18 protein-coding genes are annotated in these 21,609 nt (G+C 63.3%); 9 read left to right on the forward strand and 9 right to left on the reverse strand.

The window, feature by feature from the left end; translation table 11 throughout:
* Positions 1-10 precede the first annotated feature (10 nt).
* Positions 11-1,201: an AGE family epimerase/isomerase gene (locus ACP92_RS03650; RefSeq protein WP_013232766.1), complete on the forward strand. Its 1,191-nt coding sequence runs from the start codon at positions 11-13 to the stop codon at positions 1,199-1,201.
* 43 nt (positions 1,202-1,244) lie between these two features.
* Here the strand turns inward: ACP92_RS03650 and ACP92_RS03655 are convergent, their stop codons facing one another.
* From ACP92_RS03655 to tssJ, 9 genes are all read right to left on the reverse strand, one after another.
* A complete protein-coding gene (locus ACP92_RS03655; protein ID WP_013232767.1) occupies positions 1,245-2,090 on the reverse strand; it encodes a TIGR02285 family protein in 846 nt (281 codons plus the stop codon).
* Positions 2,091-2,120: 30 nt separating this feature from the next.
* On the reverse strand, positions 2,121-3,521 hold the full coding sequence (locus tag ACP92_RS03660; RefSeq protein WP_041310138.1) for a GGDEF domain-containing protein: 1,401 nt from the start codon (positions 3,519-3,521) through the stop codon (positions 2,121-2,123).
* Positions 3,522-3,525: 4 nt separating this feature from the next.
* On the reverse strand, positions 3,526-5,025 hold the full coding sequence (locus ACP92_RS03665; protein WP_013232769.1) for an FAD-binding oxidoreductase: 1,500 nt from the start codon (positions 5,023-5,025) through the stop codon (positions 3,526-3,528).
* A gap of 130 nt (positions 5,026-5,155) precedes the next feature.
* Positions 5,156-5,359, reverse strand: a complete 204-nt coding sequence (locus ACP92_RS24470; RefSeq protein WP_013232770.1) for a hypothetical protein — start codon at positions 5,357-5,359, stop codon at positions 5,156-5,158.
* Between the two features lie 21 nt (positions 5,360-5,380).
* Positions 5,381-5,815, reverse strand: a complete 435-nt coding sequence (locus ACP92_RS03670) for a hypothetical protein (RefSeq protein ID WP_013232771.1) — start codon at positions 5,813-5,815, stop codon at positions 5,381-5,383.
* A 98-nt stretch (positions 5,816-5,913) separates the two neighbouring features.
* The gene (locus tag ACP92_RS03675) at positions 5,914-8,778 is read right to left on the reverse strand and encodes a type VI secretion system Vgr family protein (protein WP_013232772.1); all 2,865 of its coding nucleotides are present in this window, start codon (positions 8,776-8,778) and stop codon (positions 5,914-5,916) included.
* A gap of 37 nt (positions 8,779-8,815) precedes the next feature.
* Entirely contained in the window at positions 8,816-9,601 is a 786-nt protein-coding gene (icmH, locus tag ACP92_RS03680) for a type IVB secretion system protein IcmH/DotU (RefSeq protein WP_171941712.1), read from the reverse strand.
* Positions 9,602-9,603: 2 nt separating this feature from the next.
* Positions 9,604-10,950 carry a type VI secretion system baseplate subunit TssK gene (tssK, locus tag ACP92_RS03685; RefSeq protein WP_013232774.1) on the reverse strand — a complete coding sequence of 449 codons (1,347 nt, stop codon included), beginning with the start codon at positions 10,948-10,950 and terminating at the stop codon, positions 9,604-9,606.
* 97 nt (positions 10,951-11,047) lie between these two features.
* Positions 11,048-11,686: a type VI secretion system lipoprotein TssJ gene (gene tssJ, locus ACP92_RS03690; protein WP_216665912.1), complete on the reverse strand. Its 639-nt coding sequence runs from the start codon at positions 11,684-11,686 to the stop codon at positions 11,048-11,050.
* Between the two features lie 394 nt (positions 11,687-12,080).
* On the opposite strand from tssJ, the gene ACP92_RS03695 reads away from it, so the two are divergent.
* The 8 genes from ACP92_RS03695 (at position 12,081) to tssH (ending at position 21,561) form a co-directional block, all read left to right on the forward strand.
* A complete protein-coding gene (locus ACP92_RS03695) occupies positions 12,081-12,710 on the forward strand; it encodes an outer membrane protein assembly factor BamD (protein ID WP_013232776.1) in 630 nt (209 codons plus the stop codon).
* Positions 12,711-12,794: 84 nt separating this feature from the next.
* A complete protein-coding gene (tssB, locus tag ACP92_RS03700; RefSeq protein ID WP_013232777.1) occupies positions 12,795-13,295 on the forward strand; it encodes a type VI secretion system contractile sheath small subunit in 501 nt (166 codons plus the stop codon).
* Positions 13,296-13,306: 11 nt separating this feature from the next.
* Positions 13,307-14,794 carry a type VI secretion system contractile sheath large subunit gene (tssC, locus tag ACP92_RS03705; protein WP_013232778.1) on the forward strand — a complete coding sequence of 496 codons (1,488 nt, stop codon included), beginning with the start codon at positions 13,307-13,309 and terminating at the stop codon, positions 14,792-14,794.
* A gap of 32 nt (positions 14,795-14,826) precedes the next feature.
* Positions 14,827-15,318, forward strand: a complete 492-nt coding sequence (locus ACP92_RS03710) for an Hcp family type VI secretion system effector (RefSeq protein ID WP_013232779.1) — start codon at positions 14,827-14,829, stop codon at positions 15,316-15,318.
* 142 nt (positions 15,319-15,460) lie between these two features.
* A complete protein-coding gene (gene tssE / locus ACP92_RS03715) occupies positions 15,461-15,949 on the forward strand; it encodes a type VI secretion system baseplate subunit TssE (RefSeq protein WP_013232780.1) in 489 nt (162 codons plus the stop codon).
* Positions 15,950-17,794 (forward strand): type VI secretion system baseplate subunit TssF, encoded by a 1,845-nt coding sequence (gene tssF, locus ACP92_RS03720; protein ID WP_013232781.1) that lies wholly within the window; start codon positions 15,950-15,952, stop codon positions 17,792-17,794. It begins immediately after the preceding gene.
* The gene (gene tssG / locus ACP92_RS03725; RefSeq protein ID WP_013232782.1) at positions 17,758-18,840 is read left to right on the forward strand and encodes a type VI secretion system baseplate subunit TssG; all 1,083 of its coding nucleotides are present in this window, start codon (positions 17,758-17,760) and stop codon (positions 18,838-18,840) included. Before tssF ends, tssG begins: the two co-directional genes overlap by 37 nt.
* A gap of 39 nt (positions 18,841-18,879) precedes the next feature.
* Positions 18,880-21,561 (forward strand): type VI secretion system ATPase TssH, encoded by a 2,682-nt coding sequence (gene tssH, locus ACP92_RS03730; protein WP_013232783.1) that lies wholly within the window; start codon positions 18,880-18,882, stop codon positions 21,559-21,561.
* Positions 21,562-21,609 lie beyond the last annotated feature (48 nt).

Consider the following 21,609-nt stretch of genomic DNA (forward strand, 5'->3'; position numbering starts at 1 on the left):
AGGATGCACCATGCCACAGCCTGATTTCGAAAGCCGCCGTTTCCTGCATGCCCACGTGGCCGATACCCTGGCCTTCTACGACCGTCACGCCATCGATCCGCTGGGCGGCTTCTTCCACTATCTCAAGGACAATGGCCGCGTCTACAACGCCGGCCATCGGCACCTGGTCAGCGCCACCCGGCTGGTCTTCACGCAGACCATGGCCTACACCCATTCTGGCCACACGCGCTACCTGCGGCAGGCGCGCCGCGCCTGGGATGAGCTGGCGCGCTTTCGCCATGCCAGCGGGCCGCTGCAGGGACTCTATGCCTGGACCCTGCAGGACGAGCGCATCGAGGACGCCACCGTGATGGCCTATGGCCAGGCCTTCGTGCTGCTGGCCTGCGCCCATGCGCATCGCATCGGCCTGTGCGGCGAGGATGCGGTGGCCGACGCCTTCGAGCGCATGGAGACGGCCTTCTTCGAACCAGCCCACCAGGCCTATGCCGATGAGATCACGCCGGCGGGCGAACTGATCGGCTATCGCGGCCAGAACGCCAACATGCATATGTGCGAAGCCTGCCTATCGGCCTATGAAGTCACCGGCCAGCGCCGCTACCTGGAGCGCGCCCTGGCCCTGATCGAGCGCTTCGTCTTCGACCTGGCGCAGCATACGCAAGGGCTGGTGTGGGAGCACTATCACCAGGACTGGACGCCCGATCTCGACTACAACAAGGGCAAGCGCAGCAACATCTTCAAGCCCTGGGGCTTCCAGACCGGGCACCAGACCGAATGGGCCAAGCTGCTGCTCATCGCCCACGGCCATGCGCCCAATGCGGCCTTCCTGCCGCGCGCGATCGAACTGCACCAGGCGGCCTGGACCTACGGCTGGGATAGCATCCACGGCGGCCTGATCTATGGTTTCGGCCTCGAGCGGGAGCCCTACGACCGCGACAAGTATTTCTGGGTGCAGGCCGAATCCTTCGCCAGCGCCTGGCGGCTGTGGCGCGCCACCGGCGAGCCGGCGTTCCGTGACCAGTACCGCATGCTGTGGGCCTGGAGCTGGCAGCACATGGTCGATCATGAGCATGGTGCGTGGTTCCGCATCCTCGCCGCCGATGGCAGCAAGCTGGAAGACACCAAGTCCCCCGCCGGCAAGGTGGACTATCACACCATGGGCGCCTGCTGGGATGTGCTGGCCGTGGGCGGCCTGGGCGTATAAGGCCAGCGCAGCCCAAGGAGGCAGCAGCGCCGGCAGCCAGGCCTCAGGGTGTCTTCAGGAAGACCTTGTCGTAGAGCCTGCGGATCTCGGCCGTCGATTCCGGGTCGTGCCAGCGTTCCACCATGGCGCGATAGGCCGGCGTGGGGCGCTCGGCCAGCAGCACCTGGTTGACCTGGTCGATCACTTGCCGCCCCCATGCATTCCTGGGACACATCACCCGGTTGAACACGACCTCGTCCGCTTCCTCGGTGCGGACGGCGGCCAGCTCGTCGGCGTGGCCGAGCAGACGGGCCTGGTAGAAGGCCAGCAAGGGCAGCTCGATCATGTAGTCGATGCGCCCGGCCAGCAGCATGCTGATGGCCTCGATCTGTTCGGAATAGTTTTCCCGCGCCGGATACTCGGCCAGCAGCCGGTCCACCGTCGGGCTGTAGGAGCGGTCGCGCATCACCGAGGTCACCAGCTGGCGATTCTGCAACAGGCTCTTCAACGATTGCGGATGGCTGAACTGCGCCAGCCGGTCGCGCCGCACGATCACCCGCAAGGGCAGGAAGATCGAGGTCGGCAGCGAGAAGTAGGCATAGGCCTCCCGCTCGCTGGTGCGTAGCGCACCGATATAGCACCAGTGGCTGCCTTTGCGGATCTCGCTGATCACGCGCGGGAAGGGCGCGGCCAGGTCCACGTGCTGATATTGCGGCAGGTGCGAGGTGACCACCCCCAACGTCAGATCGAAAATGCCCCGGCCCGCCCATTCCCCTTCACGGATCATGTAGGGCGGCACATGGTGCCGGCCCCAGATGATCTGGTTGTCCGGCTCACTGGCCCGCACCGCAGGTGGCAGTGTCAGCAGCGGGAGGCAGGTGAGCAGCAGCAGGAGCAGGCGGGACCACATGGTTGGCTTTCAGGACAGGTCAGTGCAGGATCAAGGCGATACGATCAGTTCGGTGGCCAGCACGACGCGGTTGCGTCCTTCCATCTTGGCGCGGTAGAGCGCAGCGTCGGCGGCCTGCAGCAGCCCATCCAGGCCGGCCCCGGGCTGGCCCGGATTGCAGCTGGCCACGCCCGCGCTGATGGTGATGCGGCCCATGGCCGAGCCCGCATGCGCAATGGCCAGCGCATGCACGGCGTCGCACATGCGGCGCAGCATGTCGGCGCCGGCCTGGCCATCGGTATCGGCGGCAATGATGGCAAACTCTTCGCCGCCGTAGCGCGCCACCGTATCGCCCACGCGCGCGATGGACTGCCTCAGCGTCTGCGCCACCTGGCGCAGCACCGCGTCGCCGGCCAGGTGGCCGTAGTGGTCATTGTAGGGCTTGAACCAATCCACATCGATGAAGGCCAGCATCAGCGGCGTGCCGTGCCGCATGCTGCGCCGCCATTCCTGCTCCAGTGTTTCATCGAAGCTGCGGCGGTTGGCAATGCCGGTGAGACCATCGGTGAGGCTCAGCGAGCGCAGCTGTTCATTGGCCTGCGCCAGGTCACGCGTGCGCTCGGCGATGCGCAGTTCCAGCGATCTGTTGAGCGCCGACAGGGACTGCTTTTCCTGTTCCAGTTCCTTGTAGAGCGCGTGGTTGTGGATGGTGTGGCGATGCAGCTTGGCCAGCATGAGATTGATGGCGTCGGCCAGGAAGTGCAGCTCGTGGCGACGCCGTCCCGGCAGGTGGATGCTGCGCGGCGTTTCCATCTGGTTCAGGTCCAGCTCGCGCACGAAGTCCGCCAGCCGCGTGATGGGCTGGCCCAGCCAGCGGCGGAACACGTACAGGAAGATGAACCACAGCACCAGCGTCTTGATCACCGAATTGATCAGGATCAGCGTAAAGCCGTAAGCCACCTTGCCGATCACCACGTGGCGGCTGGAATAGACCGTCCAGCTGCCGATGTCGTGCATGACCCCATGTTCATCGCGATAGAGGATGGGAAAGCGGTGGCTGGTGGCGGCGTTGAGAAAGCCGGGCCGCACCGCGCTCTGGCTGCCGTCTTCCTCGATATGCACCTGCGCGCCGCTGCTGTCGATGATATTGCCCAGCGCCATCACCAGCCGTCCTTGAGGATCCTCGATCTTCACCCCCGTGACCACCGGCAGGTTGCTGATGCCAGCCAGGGTCGCCTTCTGCACGTCGCCCTGGAAGCGCCAGGTGGAGCTGGCCAGGCTCGCCCCGAAGGTACGGTCCATGGCCAGCAGTTCATTGTCCACGCTGGAGCGGGCATGCCGGTATTCCGCCCCAAGCTGTACGCAGGTCACCACCAGCGTAACCAGGAAGTAACTCCCGAAGATGATGCGCAGCAGATGAACCGCCAGGGAGTTCTTGGAAAGCAGATTCATCGTCTCAGGCGCGCGGGATGCTCTGCTCGAAGCTGAACAGGTTGGACGGATCGTACTGCCGCTTGACGTGCTTGAGACGCTCCAGGTTGCTGCCGTAATAGGCCCTCGCCCAGTTCGGCAGTTCGCGACTGGGGAAGTTGACGTAGGACTGCGGCAGCATGTAGGGCTGCATGGCCGCGAAGTATTCCGTGAGCCATTCCTGCTGGCGGCGCACCACGTCGGGCTTGTCGATGGGCGCCCAGGCGCATTCCATCTCGAAGATGTAATTGGCGTTGCGATGCACGTAGGCCGTGGCATCCGCAGCCACGTCGCGCACCTTGCCGCCGATGGCGAAGAGGATGCCCATGTTCTCCGGCAGGAGCGATCCACCCGGCCACTTCATCATGTAGCGCAGCATGGTCTCCAGCGCCTGCGGCGGCAGCGCCTCGGCCACGTAGGAAGAGCGCAGGTCGTACATGCCATTGGGATCATCGGTGATGAGATAGTCGCGCGCCTGCCAGTAGCGCATCTGGCGGATGTCGCTCTGGAGCGGCTTGACCAGTTTCAGCGCCGGAGCCAGCGCCTCCAGCGCCTTGTCCTTCGGCCCGAAGAATTGCCCCAGCGTGGTCACCCGCAATTGTTCGCGGCGCGGGAAGGGGCCCGGTGCGTCAGGATAGGCCTTGGTGCGGGTAGAGATCTGGGTGGCGTGATTGCTCTGGATTTCCTGCAGCAGGGTCAGCAGTTCGATCTGCTGTTGGCCCGGCCAGACGATGTTGAAGATGGTCACGTCATCCTTGACCTCATGCAGCTCGAAGCTGAAGGCGGTATTGATGCCGAAGTTGCCGCCACCGCCGCCGCGCAGCGCCCAGAACAGATCGCGATGCGGTCCCTGGGCGTCGGCGCTGACCTGCTGGCCGTTGGCCAGCACGACATCGGTCTGCACCAGGCTGTCGCAGGTCAGGCCCGCATGGGTGGCGGAGAAGCCCCAGCCGCCCCCCAGCACCAGCCCGCTGGCGCCCACGGTCGGGCAGCGTCCCGAGGGGATGGCGAAGTCGGTGCCGCTGAAGGTATTGGCCATGTCCTGGTTGCTGGCGCCGGCGAGGATGTAGCCGCGATTCTTGGCCAGGTCGTACCAGACCTTGTTCATGGCCTTGACGTCGATGAGCAGGCCGGTCGTGGTGGAGAAGCCCGCATAGTTGTGGCCGCCGGAGCGCACCGCGAACTTCTCGCGATGGTCGGCCGCCCAGCGCAGGCAGAGCTGCACATCGTGGGCATCGGCGCACATGGCCACCGCACGCGGAAGGATATCGGCATAGCGCGCATTGTTAGGCGCCGCCGCCATGGCGTAACCCATTTCGCCCGGCAGGATCAGCCGGCCATGCAAGCTGTTGCGCAGCGCGCGCAGGTTCTTGGGCGTATGCAGCGCAGGCGCCGCCTGGACCACCCCCGGCACGCTGGCCGCATACAGCAGCGCCGCCCCAGTCTGAAGGAATTTGCGCCGTGGCAATGCCTTGGAATCTTCCATTCGTTTCCCCGCTGAAATTGTTTTTTCTGTGGCCCCGTCAGGATTGGCGAAGCTCGTGAATTCTAACAGCGGCTACCCCATGAGAAGACAGGGCAATTACGTATTGTGATGTTTTATGAGTTTATGTTTGTTACGTTGGATTGTTGTGCAACAGTGTATGCGCAGGCGCATTGTCGCGTGTTGCAGAGGCAGCGGCCCAGGTCTTGGCAGGCAGCAGCTTGAACCACTCCATCGCAAATTCCGCGTTCTCGCTGGCCGCCGTGGAAATGGCTACTAGCCTGTTCGCGTGCCTGCGATCTGCTACATGACGGCCGGCATACTTGATGGCCAGCACGGATCTTCTTGTAAGACAGTATTATTTTCCGTCTGTGAATTCAGACAGGACTTCCTTAATGTCATCCTTGGAAAGATAGCCGGAATTGATGATCGCGCGGAGCTCATCTTTGGTGAAGGGATGATTCCTGAGTCGGTTGACGACTGCATCCTGACTGAAAGCAGTTGCCTCTACCGGATCGATCATGGTGGGATCCTGCAGGGTCTCCAGTTCCAATGGCATCCGATCAATGTTGACGTAGATCTTGTAGCGGGAAAATCCTTCGGGGAAGGAGGTGTCGTAATAAAGGCTTGTGCCGACTGGCAGCATGCCGTTGGATGCCTGTTCGGTACTGAGCTGCAATGGTGTGGTGAGGCGGTGGATCTTTGTTATGTTGGATTTCCAGACAAGATAGCCATAAAAAAACAAACTCGCTGTAACGGTCCCAGCAAGGAAAAAAAGTATCCTGCTTTTCATTTTCCTGATCCGTAAGCATCAATCCTTATGGCTTTAGCGAGATGCCATCATTCTCCGAGGCGCCGATGCAACGTCCCCTTTCACCCAGGTTTGTCCGCTCAAGTTTTGGCCGGCACGACCTTGAACCACTCCATGGCGAACTCCACGTTCTCGCTGGCTTCCGTGCTAACGCGCTCGCTCATGCCGTCCTTGGCGGTGGTCGCCAGCTGGTCTCCGGCTGAACTCTTGATCCGATAAGGGATGTCAGAGAGTGGAGTCCCATTGGGGTCCTTCACCACGAAGGCTTCGTCGAAGAGCTTGTACTTGGTGTCTGGCAGCGCCATCAGATCCGGAGAGACGCTCGCTCCCCCCGGAAACGCATGCGTCGCCCCCTTCACCGAAAACGTCCCCGGACAAGCAAAGGTAATATTCCCGCCCTCCAGCGTCACCGAAGCCTGTCCTGCCTGCAACACGATCTTCTGACGCGCCTTGATCTCGATGCTGTCGTTGACGCTGGTAACAGTCACATCCTTGTCCGCCAGGATCTCCAGGGCGTCGGTATGGGCCTGCAGCGAAACCGGTCCATTGGCGGCGAAGGCCTGGATGCCGCCATCATGGCTGTAGAAGCTGGCCGCTTTGCCGGCGGCGGCGCTGGCCGTGTCGGCGGCGCTCCAGTGGACGTCGCCCTGGGTGGTCCATTGCAGGTTCTCTGCGGCATACAGCAAGGTGGAGGCGTTACTGGTCCAGTTGATGCTGGAGGGGGAATCCATCAGCACGGCAGCCTTGGCGAATTTTTCCACCGGCTGCGCGGCGTCGGTATTGCGTGTGCTGCCGTCGGACTTGAGCGCGTCCTGGCCATTCACGCTGGCCGGATGCTTGCCCTGATCACTGGGATCGATCAGCGCCAGGAAATCGGTCTTGGCCTGCAGCGCCTGGGTGCTGCTGAGGGCTTGCTGCTGCGTGGCAGAGTCGCTCATCGTCTGGGCCAGCGACTTCGCTCCCTTGAGCTGCGCAATGGCGCCAGCCGCATCCATCTGCGTGCCAGTTACGCTGGCGCCGTTGAGTGGGCGCGCGGTGGTGGAGAGCAGCAGGCCTTCGCCGCCGCGCACCACGCCCCAGGCATCGCTGCGCAATTCGAAACCCTGGCCCCGGTAGCTGCCGCGCTGGGCGCCGGTATCGGCCTGTTCCACCAGGTGCCCCAGGTTCAACTGTGACTTGGCCGTGCTGGAGGCAAGGCGCATGCGCAACTGCGACTGGGTATCGTCCACTACCCACTGGTTGAATCCGCTGCCGTCATGGGCGGTGCTGTGCCAGCCAGAGATGCTGCCTGCATGGTTGATGCCGGAATCAGCGCCGGCCGGGAAGGGCGGCGCATCGCTGCCATTGTAGAGCTGGGCCACGACCACCGGACGATCGATATCGCCTTCGATGAAATCGACCAGCACCTCGCTGCCTACGCGCGGGATGAACTGGCTGCCCCAGTTGGGTCCGGACTGCGCCTCGGCCACGCGGATCCAGGTGCCGGAACTGTCGTTGCCGTTGGCGTTGCCGTCCTTGTCGTCCAGATTGCCGGTCTCCCTGAGCCCGCCAGGATTGGGCGACTTGCCGCGCTGCCAGTGGAATTGCACCTTCACGCGGTGGTTGCGGTCGGTCGTGACCGCCGCATCGGCCGCGCCCGTGACCAGCGCCGTCTGCGTGCCGCGGGCAGTGGGCTTGAGGCGCTCGGCGATGGCCGCCGGCACCATGGGTACGCTGTCGCGGATGGCCGTGAAGCTGTTGCGGTAGGTCCCGGCCTGCAGGTCGTCATCGCGCTCGGCCGCAGCGCTGCCGCCAAAGAGCGCGCCTGCCGCCGGTGCGAGGATGCGGGTGATGTTGGCGCTGACATTGTTGCGCGCCGCATGGCGCACGCTCACGACCTTGAAGGCGTTCTCACCCTCGGGATAGCGCTCGTGCTGCAGCAGCGTGAAGCGCGCTCCTGCCGCCAGTTGGCGCGCCGCGCCTGCGCCCTCGAAACGCTTGTTCTGCATCTCCAGCGCCTGCAGCATCAGCTGGGCATGGGCGGCGGCAGCGTCCTGGTCGGCGAAGTCCTGCTGACCGGTGCCGTCGTAGACTGGCAGGGACGGGAGTTCTCCGGCATCCAGGGTCGAGCCCTCCTCATGCGAGGGAGACGAGAGCTTCTCCGGATGCCAGCTGGCCAGCGCCACGCCGTTGGGGCGCACGCTGCGCACGGCGGCAAAGTCGGTGATGGCATCGCTGGCTTCCATGGCCGCCACCCGATGGAAACGGATGTACTCATCGCCACCGGGCAGTGCCGGCGCCTTGGCGTTGCGGTCGAAGATCACCAGCTTGTGGCGGGCATGCGGCTGCGACTGGTCGTGCTGCTGCGTGGCGTCGTCCTGTTCGTGCTCGAAGCGGAAGTTCAGGCCTTCGGAGGCCAGGATACGGCGCAGGAAGGCGTAGTCGGTCTCGCGATACTGCGTGCAGATGTCGCGCTTGGCCAGCGTCTGCGTCACCTCCAGCGAGAAATTGGCCTGCGGGTATTCCTTGAGCACGGCTGCTGCAATATCGGTGACGGTCATGTCCTGGAACAGGAAGCTGTCATGGCGGCGATCCAGGAAGGCCAGGAAGGATTCCAAGCGCAGCCGGTAGCGCGCCAGCCCGCCATCAGCGCCCAGCCACGAGGCCTGGGTGCAGTAGCCATGCCAGGCGCGCGTGCCGCCATCGGCCTGCAACAGCCGCAGGCTGATCTCGGCGCCGATGAACTGTTTCAGGTCGAGGTCGGTGGAGATGGACAGCGCATCGATGTCGAAGCGGAAGTTGTCATTGACGCTTTCCTCGCCCTCGAAGCGTTCTACCGCCAGCGTCTCGGGCAGGCCTGCGGACTGCGCCGTGGTCATGGTGATGAGGCGGGCGTTCTGCGACAGGCCGGTACCAAACAATTCAGTGACGGCGGCGGTGAGCGAATCGGGCAGTGGCAGGTTCATTGCGATGGACGTCGGCGGTTACGCTCCCTGCATGGGATCAGGGCAGGGTGATGGTCAGGTTGGCGGTGCGCGGGGCCAGCTTGACGATGTCGGTATAGCCGGCCAGGCCGTTCTCGGTGCCGCTGGTGAGCATCCAGTTCAAGCCCAGGTAGGCAAACAGCGCGATGAGCGCGAACAGCGAGCCCACCGCCCACAGCGGCACATCGTTGCGCAGCTTGTTGACGATGGCGTCGGGCCGCGCCCAATGCGGTGCGAAACCGGCGCTCTTGCCTTTCATGTGGGCGATTTCATCGCCCAGGCGGGCGGTGAGGTAGCCGAGCTTTTCCGGCCCCTCCAGCGCGTACTTGCCCTGGAAACCCAGCAGCAGGCACATGTGGAACACTTCCAGCGCCTGCACGTGGGCGTTGCCGCGCACCCGCAGGTCTTCCAGCTGCTTGAAGAAATTCTCGCCGGCCAGTTGGTCGCCGAACATGGTCAGCTGCAGCGGACGCCGTTCCCAGGCATCGCGGATGGTGAAGTTGGAGCGCAGGATGATTTCATCCACCGAGGCGCAGAACGCATACTTGGCGGCGTAGACGTCTTCCGGCGAGACATCCAGCTTCTTGGCGTTGCGCTCCACGTCACCCAGGAATTTCTGCATCTTGATGGCGAAGGAGGCCTCATCCAGCGGTGCGTTGCCATTCCTGAGCATGAACAAGGCATAGAAGCCGTCATACATCAGGTCCAGCAGCGAATTGGCCTTTACCGGCGCGCTGGCCGAGGTCGGCGATGGAGAGGAGGACGGGAAGCTGTCCTGGTCGAGCAGGGAGGGGGCCGAGGTCATGTTCATTGGGTCACCGCCAACAGTTCAAGTTTCAGATCCCGGATACCCGCCGGGACATAGATGCAGATCGATTGCGCCTGCAACATGCGCTCGTACATGGCGCCCTTGTTCTCCAGCGCGAAGTAGTAGGTATCCGGCCGCACCGGCAGCGCCGCAGGCACTTGCGGCGAGTGCACCAGCTTCACGCCCGGCAGCGCGGCCAGCACGAACTTCTCGACATCGTCCGGCGCGCCGATCTTGAAGCGCAGCGGCACCACATCGACCAGTTCGATGGCCGGCAGGTCGGCGTTGACGGCCAGGTAGAAATTGGTCTTCTCGTCGATCTTGCCCGAGTCCAGCATGCCCAGGTGATATGACGGCTTGGTCTCGTTGAGGGCGATGGCGAAGTAGCGCGAGGAAATCACGGTGTCGAGCAATTCGCGGATGATGCCATCCAGGCGCGCGAAGGCCGGACCTGGATCCTGGTGATCATAGGCCGGCAGGTCGGCCAGCGCGACGCTGCGCGAGAAGGTCATCAGCGAGCCGCCCAGGGTCAGCAACTGTTCGTAGAGACGTTCCGGGTGCAGCAAGGGATTGTGGAGGTAATGCGACAGGCTGGCATAGGCCGTGCTGGCGGTGTGCAGCAGCCAGAACGAGGTGATGTCGCCGGAGCGGAATTCCACCACGCTCTTGCTGGGCTCGCGGTGATGGCCGTAGAGCGCGCTGACCTTGGCCTGCAGCGCATCCATCAGGCGGCGCAGGCGCAGCAGCAAGAGCGGCGCGGCGTGCACCGACAGGCTGGGCGGCACGAAATTGGGATCCATCTCGAAGCCCGAGGAATTGGAACGACGCAGGCGCACGATGGGGATGCAGACCAGCGAGTCGCGCGGTTCGTTTTCCGAGACCAGGCGCACCGCCTTCTTCAGGTAGCTCATCTCAGCCTTGGCGGCCTCGGTGAACAGATCGGGGGTCTCGCTATTGTCCAGCAGATAACGATTGGACTGGTTGCCGCCAGCGGCCTGGGCGAAGTTGCTGCCGAAGCTCTTCATTGCCGGCAGCGCCGCATAGAAGGTGACCGACTGCTGCGTCAGGGCGATCTCACCCAGCTCGATGGGATCGGGCAGGTCGTCGCCATCGGGCGCCTTGTAGATCTCGCCATCCTGGAAGATCAGCGACAGCTCCAGGATGCGCAGGGTATTGTTGTTCAGTGCATCGCGGTCCACCTGCAGGGCCGAGACGCCCCAGCAATAGGGATGCAGGGCCGAGGCGGTCTGGCGCAGCCGGGTCTCGTGATAGAGGTCTTGGCGCTGGAAGTGCTGCGGCCGCAGGAACAGGCCTTCTCCCCACAGGACTTTATTGGAATGATTCACTTGTATTGCCCCATTTGACGTGATGATGTTGTTATTGCTGTCATGTCCGTACTTCGTACTTCAAAGCTCTTCAATGGCCCATCGGCGGTCCTGCTGATCAGCTTGACGGGCACTGCACCGGCGCCAGCATCAGGTTCTTCTCCAGCGGCTGGCCCTGGGCGTCGATGGCGGCGGCGCCCGCCCCGACGGTGACGGAACAGGACTGCAAGCCGACGGTGATGCCGCTCTTTTCGCTCTCGTCCGCCTTGAAAGCCAGGCGCCAGCGTTGCTGGGCGGGATTGACGTACAGCGCCACCACGCCAACGTAACCGGCTTCGTAACTGACTTTCTCGACCGCTTCGTAACGCTGGCCGGGCACCAGTGTAACTTCCTTGACCTCCAGAAGATCAGCCCCGAGCAGCTCCTTTTCCTTTTGCGGACTTAGAAACGTCTCATATGACGCCTGCTGGAAACTAATGTTCTGCTTGAGCTTATAAATTTTTACGACCAGGGCCAGCGGCCGCTTCTGCGCATCCAGGTTGAGCGCCTTGGAAGCGTGCAGCTTGATGAAGACCGAGCGGGGCTGCTTCATCGAATCCGGGACTTCAGGTGCATCGGGCTTCTTCAGGCCCAGCGCCTCCATTGTCGACTTGGCAACCTGCCCTACGGCAGAGGCTGCGCCGACGGCGGCGCAGCCGGAAAGGGAAAAAATAACAGTCCCGATGGCCAGGCTGTTAGTAATCGATGGTCTTTTCAACTCTGCCCCGTGCGTTTTATTTGTGTAAGCGGGAGGTGCCTGATGCACTCGATTTAGAAAGTTTTTACATATTGCGGAACTGGACCGCTACTGTTCTGTCTATGCGATACGTTTGAGCAACATTAAGTTCAACTTACGAAAAACAATTAACTTAAAAACTTAAAACTTAATTAATTAGTTGGTTGCCAGCCTCATCAACCGGCTGGTCGCGATTGGAGCGCGGGATGGATAAAAAGTGCATTTTTTCGCACAAATTTTCGCGCAACGGTCGCTCAGGGAATTCATTGATGTCTCAACAGTAAGCGTTCGGAGATCTCCGGGTGCTGCATGGATCGTCTGCGCGCCCTGCGCGCAGATGTTTTTTTTTGTCGAAAAACAAAAGGAGTAATCCCGCATGCGCATTAACACAATAAAAACAGGCCTGGTCATCCCGGCATTACTGCTTGCCGTCCTCAGCGGCTGCGCCAATACCTCATCCAAGCCCGGCCCGGAAGACGAGGCCAAGAACACCCTGGAAAGCGGCGTGGCCAAGGCCAATGCCGCCCAGACCGAAGGCAAGACCGATGAAGCCGTCTCGGTGCTGAAGGTGGTGGCGGCCCGTTTCCCTGCTGACAAGACCCCGTGGGTGCGCATTGCCCAGATCCGCTTCGACAGCGGCGACTACAGCGACGCCATCGTCAACGCCCAGGAAGCCCTCAAGCGTGACCCCACCGACAAGGTGGCCAACAGCATCGTGACCGTGGCCAGCCTGCGCCTGGCGACCAAGGCGCTGGGCGACCTGCGCACCCAGAACGCCCTGAACGGCTCGGTCAAGACCGAAGCCCAGGACCTGACCAAGATCCTGCGCGAAAGCCTGGGTGAAGCCGCCCTGGTGCCGCCGCCGGCCAAGCCCCCGGTGGCCAAGCGTGGCCGCGTGCAACGCAAGGCCGCGCCCCAGCCGGCCGCCCCTGACAACGACGACGCTGGCGGCAGTGCGCCCAGCAGCGGTGGCAGCGGCCCCAATCCCTTCGGCAACCTGAAGTGAAGCAGTGCGGGCGGGAGCCTGCTCCCGCCTCCAGAAAGGCCTCATCGCGGTGGGGCGTCCTAATCCCTTAGCAGCGGAGCAGTCATGGCAAAAAGAGAAAGCATCCAGAAGAAACTCCAGAAGGTCCGTCCCCCGCGTGTGCAGATGACCTATGACGTCGAGATCGGCGACGCGATCGAGAAGAAGGAACTGGCCTTCGTCACCGGCGTGGTCGGTGATTTCGGCGGCAATTCGGAAGTGCCGCAGCCGCGCCTGAAGGACCGCAAGTTCGTCAATGTCGATCCCGACAATTTCGATGAGGTCATGAAGGCCATCGAACCACGCGCCGTCTATCGCGTGCCCAACGAACTTTCCGACAAGGGCGGCGAATTCGCGGTGGAACTGAAGTTCCGCTCGATGGAGGATTTCCGTCCCGAGGCGGTGGTGCAACAGGTCGAACCGCTGCGCAAGCTGCTCGAAGCCCGCACCAAGCTGGCCGACCTGCGTAACAAGATCGCCGGCAACGACAAGCTGGAAGACATCCTCAACGATGTGCTCAACAGTACCGAAAAGCTCGCCGAGCTGCGTCAGCAAACCAACAAGTAAAAGAGAACGCCATGTCCGCTCAACTCCATTCCGAAACGGCAGCTGCCCCCGCAGCGGCCAGCGCCAGCCTGCTGGACGATATCGTCGAACAGAGCAAGGTCGCCAAGTCCGCCTCTGAACATGACCGTGCCAAGGACCTCATCACCGAACTGGTGAACCAGGTCATGGAGGGGACGGTGGTGGTCTCCAGCAATCTCTCGGCGACGCTGGATGCCCGTATTGCAGAGCTGGACAAGTTGATCTCCAGCCAGGTCAGCGCCATCATGCACGCGCCGGAATTCCAGAAGCTGGAAGGCAGCTGGACCGGCCTGAACTACCTGGTGCGCAACACCACGGTGGGCGAGAACCAGAAGATCAAGATCCTCAACGCCACCAAGAAGGAACTGGTCAAGGACTTCAACTCCGCACTGGAATTCGACCAGAGCGCCATGTTCAAGAAGGTCTACGAAGAAGAATTCGGCACCTTCGGTGGCGCTCCCTTCGGCGTGCTGCTGGGCGATTTCGAGATCACCCGCCAGCCCGAGGACATGTATTTCATCGAGCAGATGTCGCGCATTGCCGCGGCCTCGCACGCGCCCTTCGTCACGGCCGCCTCGCCCGAACTGTTCGGCCTGGAGTCCTATGCCGACCTGGGCAAGCCGCGCGACCTCTCCAAGGTCTTCGATACGGTGGAATACGCCAAGTGGAAGTCCTTCCGGGAATCCGAGGATTCCCGCTATGTCGGCCTGACCCTGCCGCGCTTCCTGGGCCGCCTGCCGTTCAACCCCAAGGATGGCACCACGGTCGAAGGCTTCAATTTCGTCGAGGACGTCGACGGCAGCGACCATTCCAAATACCTCTGGTGCAACGCCGCCTACGCCTTCGGCACCAAGCTGACCAAGGCCTTCGAGGACTTCGGCTGGTGCGCGGCGATTCGCGGTGTGGAAGGCGGCGGCCTGGTGGAAGACCTGCCGACCCACACCTTCAAGACCGACGAGGGCGAAGTGGCGCTGAAGTGCCCCACCGAAATCGCCATCACCGACCGCCGTGAAAAGGAGCTCTCCGACCTGGGCTTCATCTCGCTGGTGCATTGCAAGAACACCGACTACGCCGCCTTCTTCGGCGCGCAGTCCGCGCAGAAGCCGAAGAAGTACAACACCGATTCGGCCAACGCCAATGCAGTCCTGTCGTCCCAGCTGCAATACATCTTCGCCGTCTCGCGCATCGCCCACTACATGAAATCGATGATGCGCGACAAGATCGGCAGCTTTGCCGCTGCCTCCAACGTGGAAGATTTCCTCAATCGCTGGATCTCCCAATACGTGCTGCTGGATGACAATGCCACGCAGGAAGCCAAGGCGCAGTTCCCGTTGCGCGAGGCTTCGGTACAGGTGTCGGAAGTGCCGGGACGGCCGGGCGTCTATCGCGCCGTGTCGTTCCTGCGTCCGCATTTTCAGCTGGATGAACTGTCTGTGTCGCTGCGCCTGGTGGCGGAGCTGCCGCAGGCCGGCAAGTCCTGATTTTTCCCTCCCTCACACTTACAGGATAAGTTATGGCAATTGACGTCTACCTCCAAATCGACGGTATCAAGGGCGAATCGACCGATGATCTGCACAAGGACTGGATCGAGTGCAAGACCGTCGACTGGGAAGTCCTGCAGCCCAAGTCGGCTACGGCCTCCACCGGTGGCGGCCACACCGCCGAGCGCTGCGAGCACAAGGATATCGTCTTCACCAAGGTCGCCGACCTGGCTTCCCCGCTGCTGCTGCAGAACTCGTCCTCGGGCAAGACCATCCCCAAGGCCAAGTTCGAATTCATGCGCGCCGACGGCAAGGGCGAGCGCGTGCGCTACTTCGAGATCGAACTGACCAACGTGATGATCAGCAGCGTCAAGCCCAGCATCGAGTCCGGCGAGATCCTCAACGAAACCGTCGGCCTGAAGTACTCCACCGTCAAGTGGAAGTACACCCAGCAGAAGAAGGATGGCGGCACCGCCGGCAACACCTCGGGCGGCTGGGACCTGTCGACCAACAAGGTCATCTGATCCCTGGCTGTACCTGCGTGCGCAGCCGTCCTGGACGGTGGCGCACGCGCTGTTGCAAGAGACCCGCGGCGGCGGCAGCGCCAGCGGGTCTTGCTTGTTCCCGGCTGAATAATTCGAACACCTTAAACGTCGGATAAGGCATATGAAAGGCTTTGCTCCCAGCCTCTTTGACAGGCTCATGCACGAGAGCGACCGGGTGTCGCCCAATACCGTGGTCAGCCGCCTGTCGATCGAAGAACTCAAGGACGCCGTGGCCCGCGACCTCGAGGCCATGCTCAATACGCGCGCCGTGATCCCGGAACAGCTGTTCCGGCATTTTCCCGAATGCAGCAAATCCATCATTGCCTATGGTCTGAACGACTTCGCCGGCATGAGCCTGGCCAGCCTCGATGACCGCGCCGCCATCTGCCGCTCGCTGGAAGAGGCGATCGCCCGCCACGAGCCGCGCCTGCGCAATGTGCGCGCCTCCCTGGAGGTGCAGGAAGGCAGCATCAACCGTCTCAATTTCGCCATCAGCGCCTTGCTGGTCGTCAATGCGGCCCGCGAGGCGGTCAGCTTCGACGCCGTGCTGCAGCCTTCCAGCCTGCAGTATTCGATCAGCAAGGGGCGCGCCACGCGCATAGGAGTCTAAGTGCAAGAGCTGCTTCCCTACTATGAACGCGAACTGAGCTTCCTGCGGCGCTACTCGCGGGAGTTTTCCGAACGCTATCCCAAGATCGCCGGCAGCCTGCTGATGTCCGGCGAGGTCTGCGAAGACCCGCACATCGAGCGCATGATCCAGTCCTATGCCCTGCTCAATGCGCGCGTCTCCAAGCGGCTCGACGACGATTACCCGGAATTCACCGAAGCCCTCTTCGAGGTGCTCTATCCGCACTACCTGCGGCCTTTCCCGTCCTGCTCGATTGCGCGCATGGATTACGCCGCCTCGGCCGCCCAGCTGACCACGGCCAGCGTGATCCCGCGCGGCACCGCGCTGACCACGCGCCAGGTCAAGGGCGTGGCGTGCAAGTTCCAGACCGCCTACGACGTCACCGTAGCGCCGATCCGCCTCTCGCACGCCACCTTCGCCCCCATCATCGAAGCCCCCGAGGCAGTCACGCTGCCGACCTCGGTGAGCTCGTCGCTGTCCATCGTCATCGACACCACCTCGGAACAGCTCACGCTGGCGCAGCTGGGTCTGTCTTCGCTGCGCGTGTTCATCGATGGCGAGGCCTCGTTCTGCGCAGCCCTGCGTGACAGCCTGTTCATGCGCAGCGTAGCGGCCTGGGTCGAACTGCCCAACAGTGGCCGCTGGACTGCCTTGCGCAAGGTGCCGCTGGCCGAGGTGGGTTTTGCCGAAGACGATGCGCTGATCGATTTCCCTGCGCGCTCGCACCCGGCCTATCGCCTGTTGACCGAATATTTCTGCTTCCCCGAGAAATTCAATTTCTTTGACCTGGACCTGGCGGCCATCCTGGCCTTGCTGCCCACCGGCACGCGCAAGTTCACGCTGCACCTGGGCTTGTCGGGCCTGCGCGCCGATTCTCACGTAGCCCGCCAACTGGGCGGCGTGAGCGCGGCCAATCTGCTGCTGGGCTGCACCCCCGTCATCAACCTGTTCCGCCAGCGCGGCGACCCGATCCGCCTGACCCATGCCGGCGCCTCCTATCCGGTGGTGCCGGACGCTCGTCGCGCCTTCGGTTATGAGGTCTATTCCATCGATTCGGTGCAACTGGTGCGGCAGACCCCGCAGGGCGAATCGGTGACCCAGTTCCGTCCCTTCTACTCGTTGCGCCATGGCCAGTCGCCGGAAAAGGAAGGGCACTACTGGGCCATGCGCCGCGACGAGCTGGTAGCCTTGAAGAGCCCCGGCTACGAGACCGAGATTTCCATCGTCGATATCGATTTCGATCCCGCCGAGGTAGAGACCGATACGCTGTCCATCGAACTGACCTGCACCAACCGCGACCTGCCAGCCTCGCTCACCTATGGCCTGCCGGGCGGCGATCTGCAGATGGAAGGCGGCGGACTGGTGCGTTCGGCCGCGCTGCTGCGCAAGCCCACGCTGCCGGCGCGCTTCGAGCGCGGGCGCGGTGCGCACTGGCGGCTGATCTCGCATCTGTCGCTGAACCACCTCTCGCTCATGCGCGGCGGGCTGGAAGCCTTCCAGGAGATGCTCACCCTCTACGACCTGTCCAATTCGCCGATCTCGCAGCGCCAGATCGGCGCCATCGTGTCCATCGACCACAAGGCCAGCACCGCCTGGCTGCCTGGCAACCCCTTTGCCAGCCTGGTGCGGGGCATCGAGGTCAAGCTCACCGTCGATGAAGAGGGCTTCGTCGGTAGCGGACTGCATGCCTTTGCCGGCGTGATCGACCGCTTCCTGGGTCTGTACGTGCACGCCAACAGCTTTACGCAATTACGCGTGTTATCCAAACGCACCGCAGAGGAACTGCTGATATGCAAGCCACGCAGCGGCGATTTGAACCTAGCGTGATCGAGCGGCTCTTCGCCGCTCCCCATCGCTTCCAGTTTTTCCAGGCCGTGCGCATGATCGAGCTCTGGTTCAAGCGCAATGGCGTGGCGCCCGAGCGCGCAGTGTGCGACTTCCTGCGTTTCGCCAATCGCACCGCGCTGGGTTTTCCTGCCAGCGAGATCGAGGCCATCGACGCCGTCGCCAGCAGCGACGATACCTCGGTGGCCGGCATGGCGCAGTCGCTGCGCGAAGGCAAGATGAAGTACGTGCGCCTGACGCCCACCTTCATGGGTTTCCTGGGCGGCAGCGGCGCGCTGCCTGCGCACTATACCGAGCGCATCGCCCGCCACCAGATCGAGCACCGCGACGAAGGTCCGCGGGCCTTCCTGGATGTGTTCTCGACGCGCTCGCTGGCCTTGTTCTACCAGGCCTGGAGCAAGTACCGCCTGGCCTTCCAGTACGAGATGGGACGCCGCGACAAATTCCTGCCGCTGCTGCTGTCGCTGTCGGGCATCGGTTTTCGCTCGCTGCGCGAACGCCTGCTGGAAGTCGATGGCCGCGGCGTGCGCGATGAATCCATCGCCCATTTCGCCGCCGCACTGAGTCACCGGCCCGCCTCTGCACCTTACATGCAGCAGGTATTGAGCGAGTATTTCTCGATACCGCTGACCATCGAGCAATTCGTCGGCCAATGGTACGACGTACCGCGCGAGCACCAGACCATGCTGGGATCGACCAACTCGGCGCTGGGCACCGCCATGGCCGGCCAGCGCGTCTGGCAGCGCGACCTGCGCATGCGCCTGCGCCTAGGGCCGCTGGCCTTGCCCGACTTCGAGCAGTTCCTGCCGGGCGCGCGCGCATCGCAGGCGCTCTCGCGCATGCTGGGCGTATTCACCGGCCCCACGCTGGAGTACGAGATCCAGCTGATCTTGCGCGCCGAAGATGTACGCGGACTGGGATTGTCACCGGACCGTACCGGCGGCCGCCTGGGCTGGGACAGCTTCGTGGCCACCGCACCGCAACAGCAGGACCGGGCCGATATCTGCTATCAGCTCGCCGTGCACTGACGACACCGCCAACAACGACAAAACGGGAAAACCAACACCATGGGCATCAACCTCAAATCGCTGATCAGCAAGCTCAACGACAGCAGCCGCCTCGCCACCGAACGTGCTGCCAGCCTGTGCATGGCGCGCGGCCAGTATGAAGTGGACCTGGAGCACCTGTTCCTGGCGCTGCTGGAAAACCCGCAGACCGACTTCAGCCTGATCGTGCGCCGCAGCGGCATCAGCCCCGACAGCCTGCAGGCCGATCTGGAACACGAGATCAGCCAGTTCAAGAACGGCAACACCCGCACCCCGGTGCTCTCGTCCCATCTGCAGACGCTGTTCGAACATGGCTGGCTGATCGCCTCGCTCGATGGCGAGCGCCCCAGCATCCGCAGCGGTCATCTGCTGCTGGCGCTGCTGACCCAGACCGAGCTGGCGCAACTGGCCTATCGCGGCTCCAAACTGTTTGCCCGCTTCAAGGTGGATGAACTCAAGCACGACCTGGCCAAGCTGACCGAAGGCTCGGTGGAAGCCCCCGCCTTGGCATCGGCATCGGCATCGGCAGCCGCAGATGGGCAGGCAGACGAGCAGCAGGGCGGCGACCCGGTCGGCGAAATGCGCGCTGGCGGCAGGACACCCGCGCTGGACCAGTACACCACCAACCTCACCCAACGCGCCCGCGAGGGCAAGATCGACCCGGTCGTCGGCCGCGATGGCGAGATCCGCCAGGCCGTCGATATCCTGCTGCGGCGCCGCCAGAACAACCCCATCCTCACCGGTGAAGCCGGCGTGGGCAAGACCGCCGTGGTCGAAGGGCTGGCGCTGCGCATCGCCCAGGATGATGTGCCGCAGGCCCTGCAGGGCGTGGAGATCCACACGCTGGACATGGGCCTGCTGCAGGCCGGCGCCAGCGTCAAGGGCGAGTTCGAGAACCGCCTCAAGGGCGTCATCGACGAGGTCAAGAAGAGCCCGCATCCCATCATCCTCTTCATCGACGAAGCCCATACCATGATCGGCGCCGGCGGCCAGGCCGGCCAGAACGACGCCGCCAACCTGCTCAAGCCAGCGCTGGCGCGGGGCGAGCTACGCACCATCGCCGCCACCACCTGGAGCGAGTACAAGAAGTACTTCGAGAAGGACGCCGCCCTGGCCCGCCGCTTCCAGGTCATCAAGGTCGAGGAACCGACCGAAGAAGTCGCCTGCGCCATGCTGCGCGCCATGGCCCCGCTGATGGAAAAGCACTTCGGCGTGCGCGTCTACGACGAAGCCATCACCGAAGCCGTGCGCCTGTCGCATCGCTATATCAGCGGCCGCCAGCTGCCCGACAAGGCCATCAGCGTGCTCGACACCGCCTGCGCCAAGGTGGCCCTGGGCCAGAACGCCACCCCCGCGCGCCTGGAAGGCGTGACCCGTCGCCTGGAACGGCTCGCCGCCGAGATCGCCGCACTGGAGCGCGAAACCCGCAGCGGCGCTTCCCACGCCACCCGTCTGGGCGAACTGCAGGCCCAGCACGCGCAGGCCATCGCCGAGCAGACCGAGCTGCAGCAACGCTGGGAGCAGGAGCGCGAACTCAATGGCCGCATCCAGGCCGCCCGCGCCGCGCTGGAAGAGGCCAACCAGGAAAGCGCCAGCAGTCAGGACAGCGCGGCCGCCCGCAGCGAGTTGCAGCAGCTGCTGGCCCAGTTGAAGGAGCATCAGGGCGAAACGCCGATGGTGCCAGTGCAGGTCGATGGCCATGTGGTGGCCGAGATCGTGGCTGGCTGGACCGGCATCCCGCTGGGCAAGATGGTCAAGGACGAGATCAAGACCGTGCTGGGACTGGATGCGCTGCTCAAGGAGCGCGTGCTCGGCCAGCCGCAGGCCACCGCCGCCGTCGCGCAGCGCGTGCGCACCTCGCGCGCCAACCTCGATGATCCCGGCAAGCCCAAGGGCGTGTTCCTGTTCGTCGGCCCCTCCGGCGTGGGCAAGACCGAGACCGCCCTGGCCCTGGCCGACGTGCTCTACGGCGGCGAACGCAAGCTCATCACCATCAACATGAGCGAGTACCAGGAAGCCCACACCGTCTCGGGCCTCAAAGGCTCGCCCCCAGGCTACGTCGGCTACGGCGAAGGCGGCGTGCTCACCGAAGCGGTGCGACGCAATCCCTACAGCGTGGTGCTGCTCGACGAAGTCGAGAAAGCCCACCCGGACGTGCTGGAGCTGTTCTTCCAGGTCTTCGACAAGGGCGTGATGGACGATGGCGAAGGGCGCGAGATCGACTTCAAGAACACCATCATCATCCTCACCAGCAACGTCGCTTCCTCGCAGCTGATGCAGGCCTGCCTGAACAAGAGCGCCGCCGAGCTGCCAACGCCGGACGAACTCGACGTGCTGATCCGCCCGCAACTGGTCAAGGCCTTCAAGCCGGCTTTCCTCGGTCGCCTGAAGGTCATTCCCTACTATCCGATCAGCGACGAGGTGCTCGAGCAGATCATCAAGCTCAAGCTCGGACGCATCGCCAATCGCATCGCCGAGAACCACAAGGCCGAGTTCAGCTATGACAAGGCGCTGGTCGAAGCCGTGCTGGCGCGCTGCACCGAAGTGGATTCAGGCGCGCGCAATGTCGACAACATCCTCAACGGCAGCCTGCTGCCCGAGATTGCCGAGAGCGTGCTGGCGCGCATGGCCGAAGGCCAGGGCATCAGCCGCATCAAGGTGTCGGCCGGCAAGAAGGGCGACTTCAAATACACCATCCAGTAACGAGTAACCAGTAATCAATAACAAGTCACCATGCTTGAGTGAGATCAT

The sequence above is a fragment of the Herbaspirillum seropedicae genome (assembly GCF_001040945.1).
Taxonomy (GTDB): Bacteria; Pseudomonadota; Gammaproteobacteria; order Burkholderiales; family Burkholderiaceae_D; genus Herbaspirillum; species Herbaspirillum seropedicae.

What these genes read in the sequence shown, in the direction of transcription:
- ACP92_RS03650 (WP_013232766.1), top strand. Translation starts at nt 11, where the DNA reads ATGCCACAGCCTGATTTCGAAAGCCGCCGTTTCCTGCATGCCCACGTG.
- ACP92_RS03655 (WP_013232767.1), bottom strand. Translation starts at nt 2,090, where the DNA reads ATGTGGTCCCGCCTGCTCCTGCTGCTGCTCACCTGCCTCCCGCTGCTG.
- ACP92_RS03660 (WP_041310138.1), bottom strand. Translation starts at nt 3,521, where the DNA reads ATGAATCTGCTTTCCAAGAACTCCCTGGCGGTTCATCTGCTGCGCATC.
- ACP92_RS03665 (WP_013232769.1), bottom strand. Translation starts at nt 5,025, where the DNA reads ATGGAAGATTCCAAGGCATTGCCACGGCGCAAATTCCTTCAGACTGGG.
- ACP92_RS03670 (WP_013232771.1), bottom strand. Translation starts at nt 5,815, where the DNA reads ATGAAAAGCAGGATACTTTTTTTCCTTGCTGGGACCGTTACAGCGAGT.
- ACP92_RS03675 (WP_013232772.1), bottom strand. Translation starts at nt 8,778, where the DNA reads ATGAACCTGCCACTGCCCGATTCGCTCACCGCCGCCGTCACTGAATTG.
- icmH (WP_171941712.1), bottom strand. Translation starts at nt 9,601, where the DNA reads ATGACCTCGGCCCCCTCCCTGCTCGACCAGGACAGCTTCCCGTCCTCC.
- ACP92_RS03695 (WP_013232776.1), top strand. Translation starts at nt 12,081, where the DNA reads ATGCGCATTAACACAATAAAAACAGGCCTGGTCATCCCGGCATTACTG.
- tssB (WP_013232777.1), top strand. Translation starts at nt 12,795, where the DNA reads ATGGCAAAAAGAGAAAGCATCCAGAAGAAACTCCAGAAGGTCCGTCCC.
- tssC (WP_013232778.1), top strand. Translation starts at nt 13,307, where the DNA reads ATGTCCGCTCAACTCCATTCCGAAACGGCAGCTGCCCCCGCAGCGGCC.
- ACP92_RS03710 (WP_013232779.1), top strand. Translation starts at nt 14,827, where the DNA reads ATGGCAATTGACGTCTACCTCCAAATCGACGGTATCAAGGGCGAATCG.
- tssE (WP_013232780.1), top strand. Translation starts at nt 15,461, where the DNA reads ATGAAAGGCTTTGCTCCCAGCCTCTTTGACAGGCTCATGCACGAGAGC.
- tssG (WP_013232782.1), top strand. Translation starts at nt 17,758, where the DNA reads ATGCAAGCCACGCAGCGGCGATTTGAACCTAGCGTGATCGAGCGGCTC.
- tssH (WP_013232783.1), top strand. Translation starts at nt 18,880, where the DNA reads ATGGGCATCAACCTCAAATCGCTGATCAGCAAGCTCAACGACAGCAGC.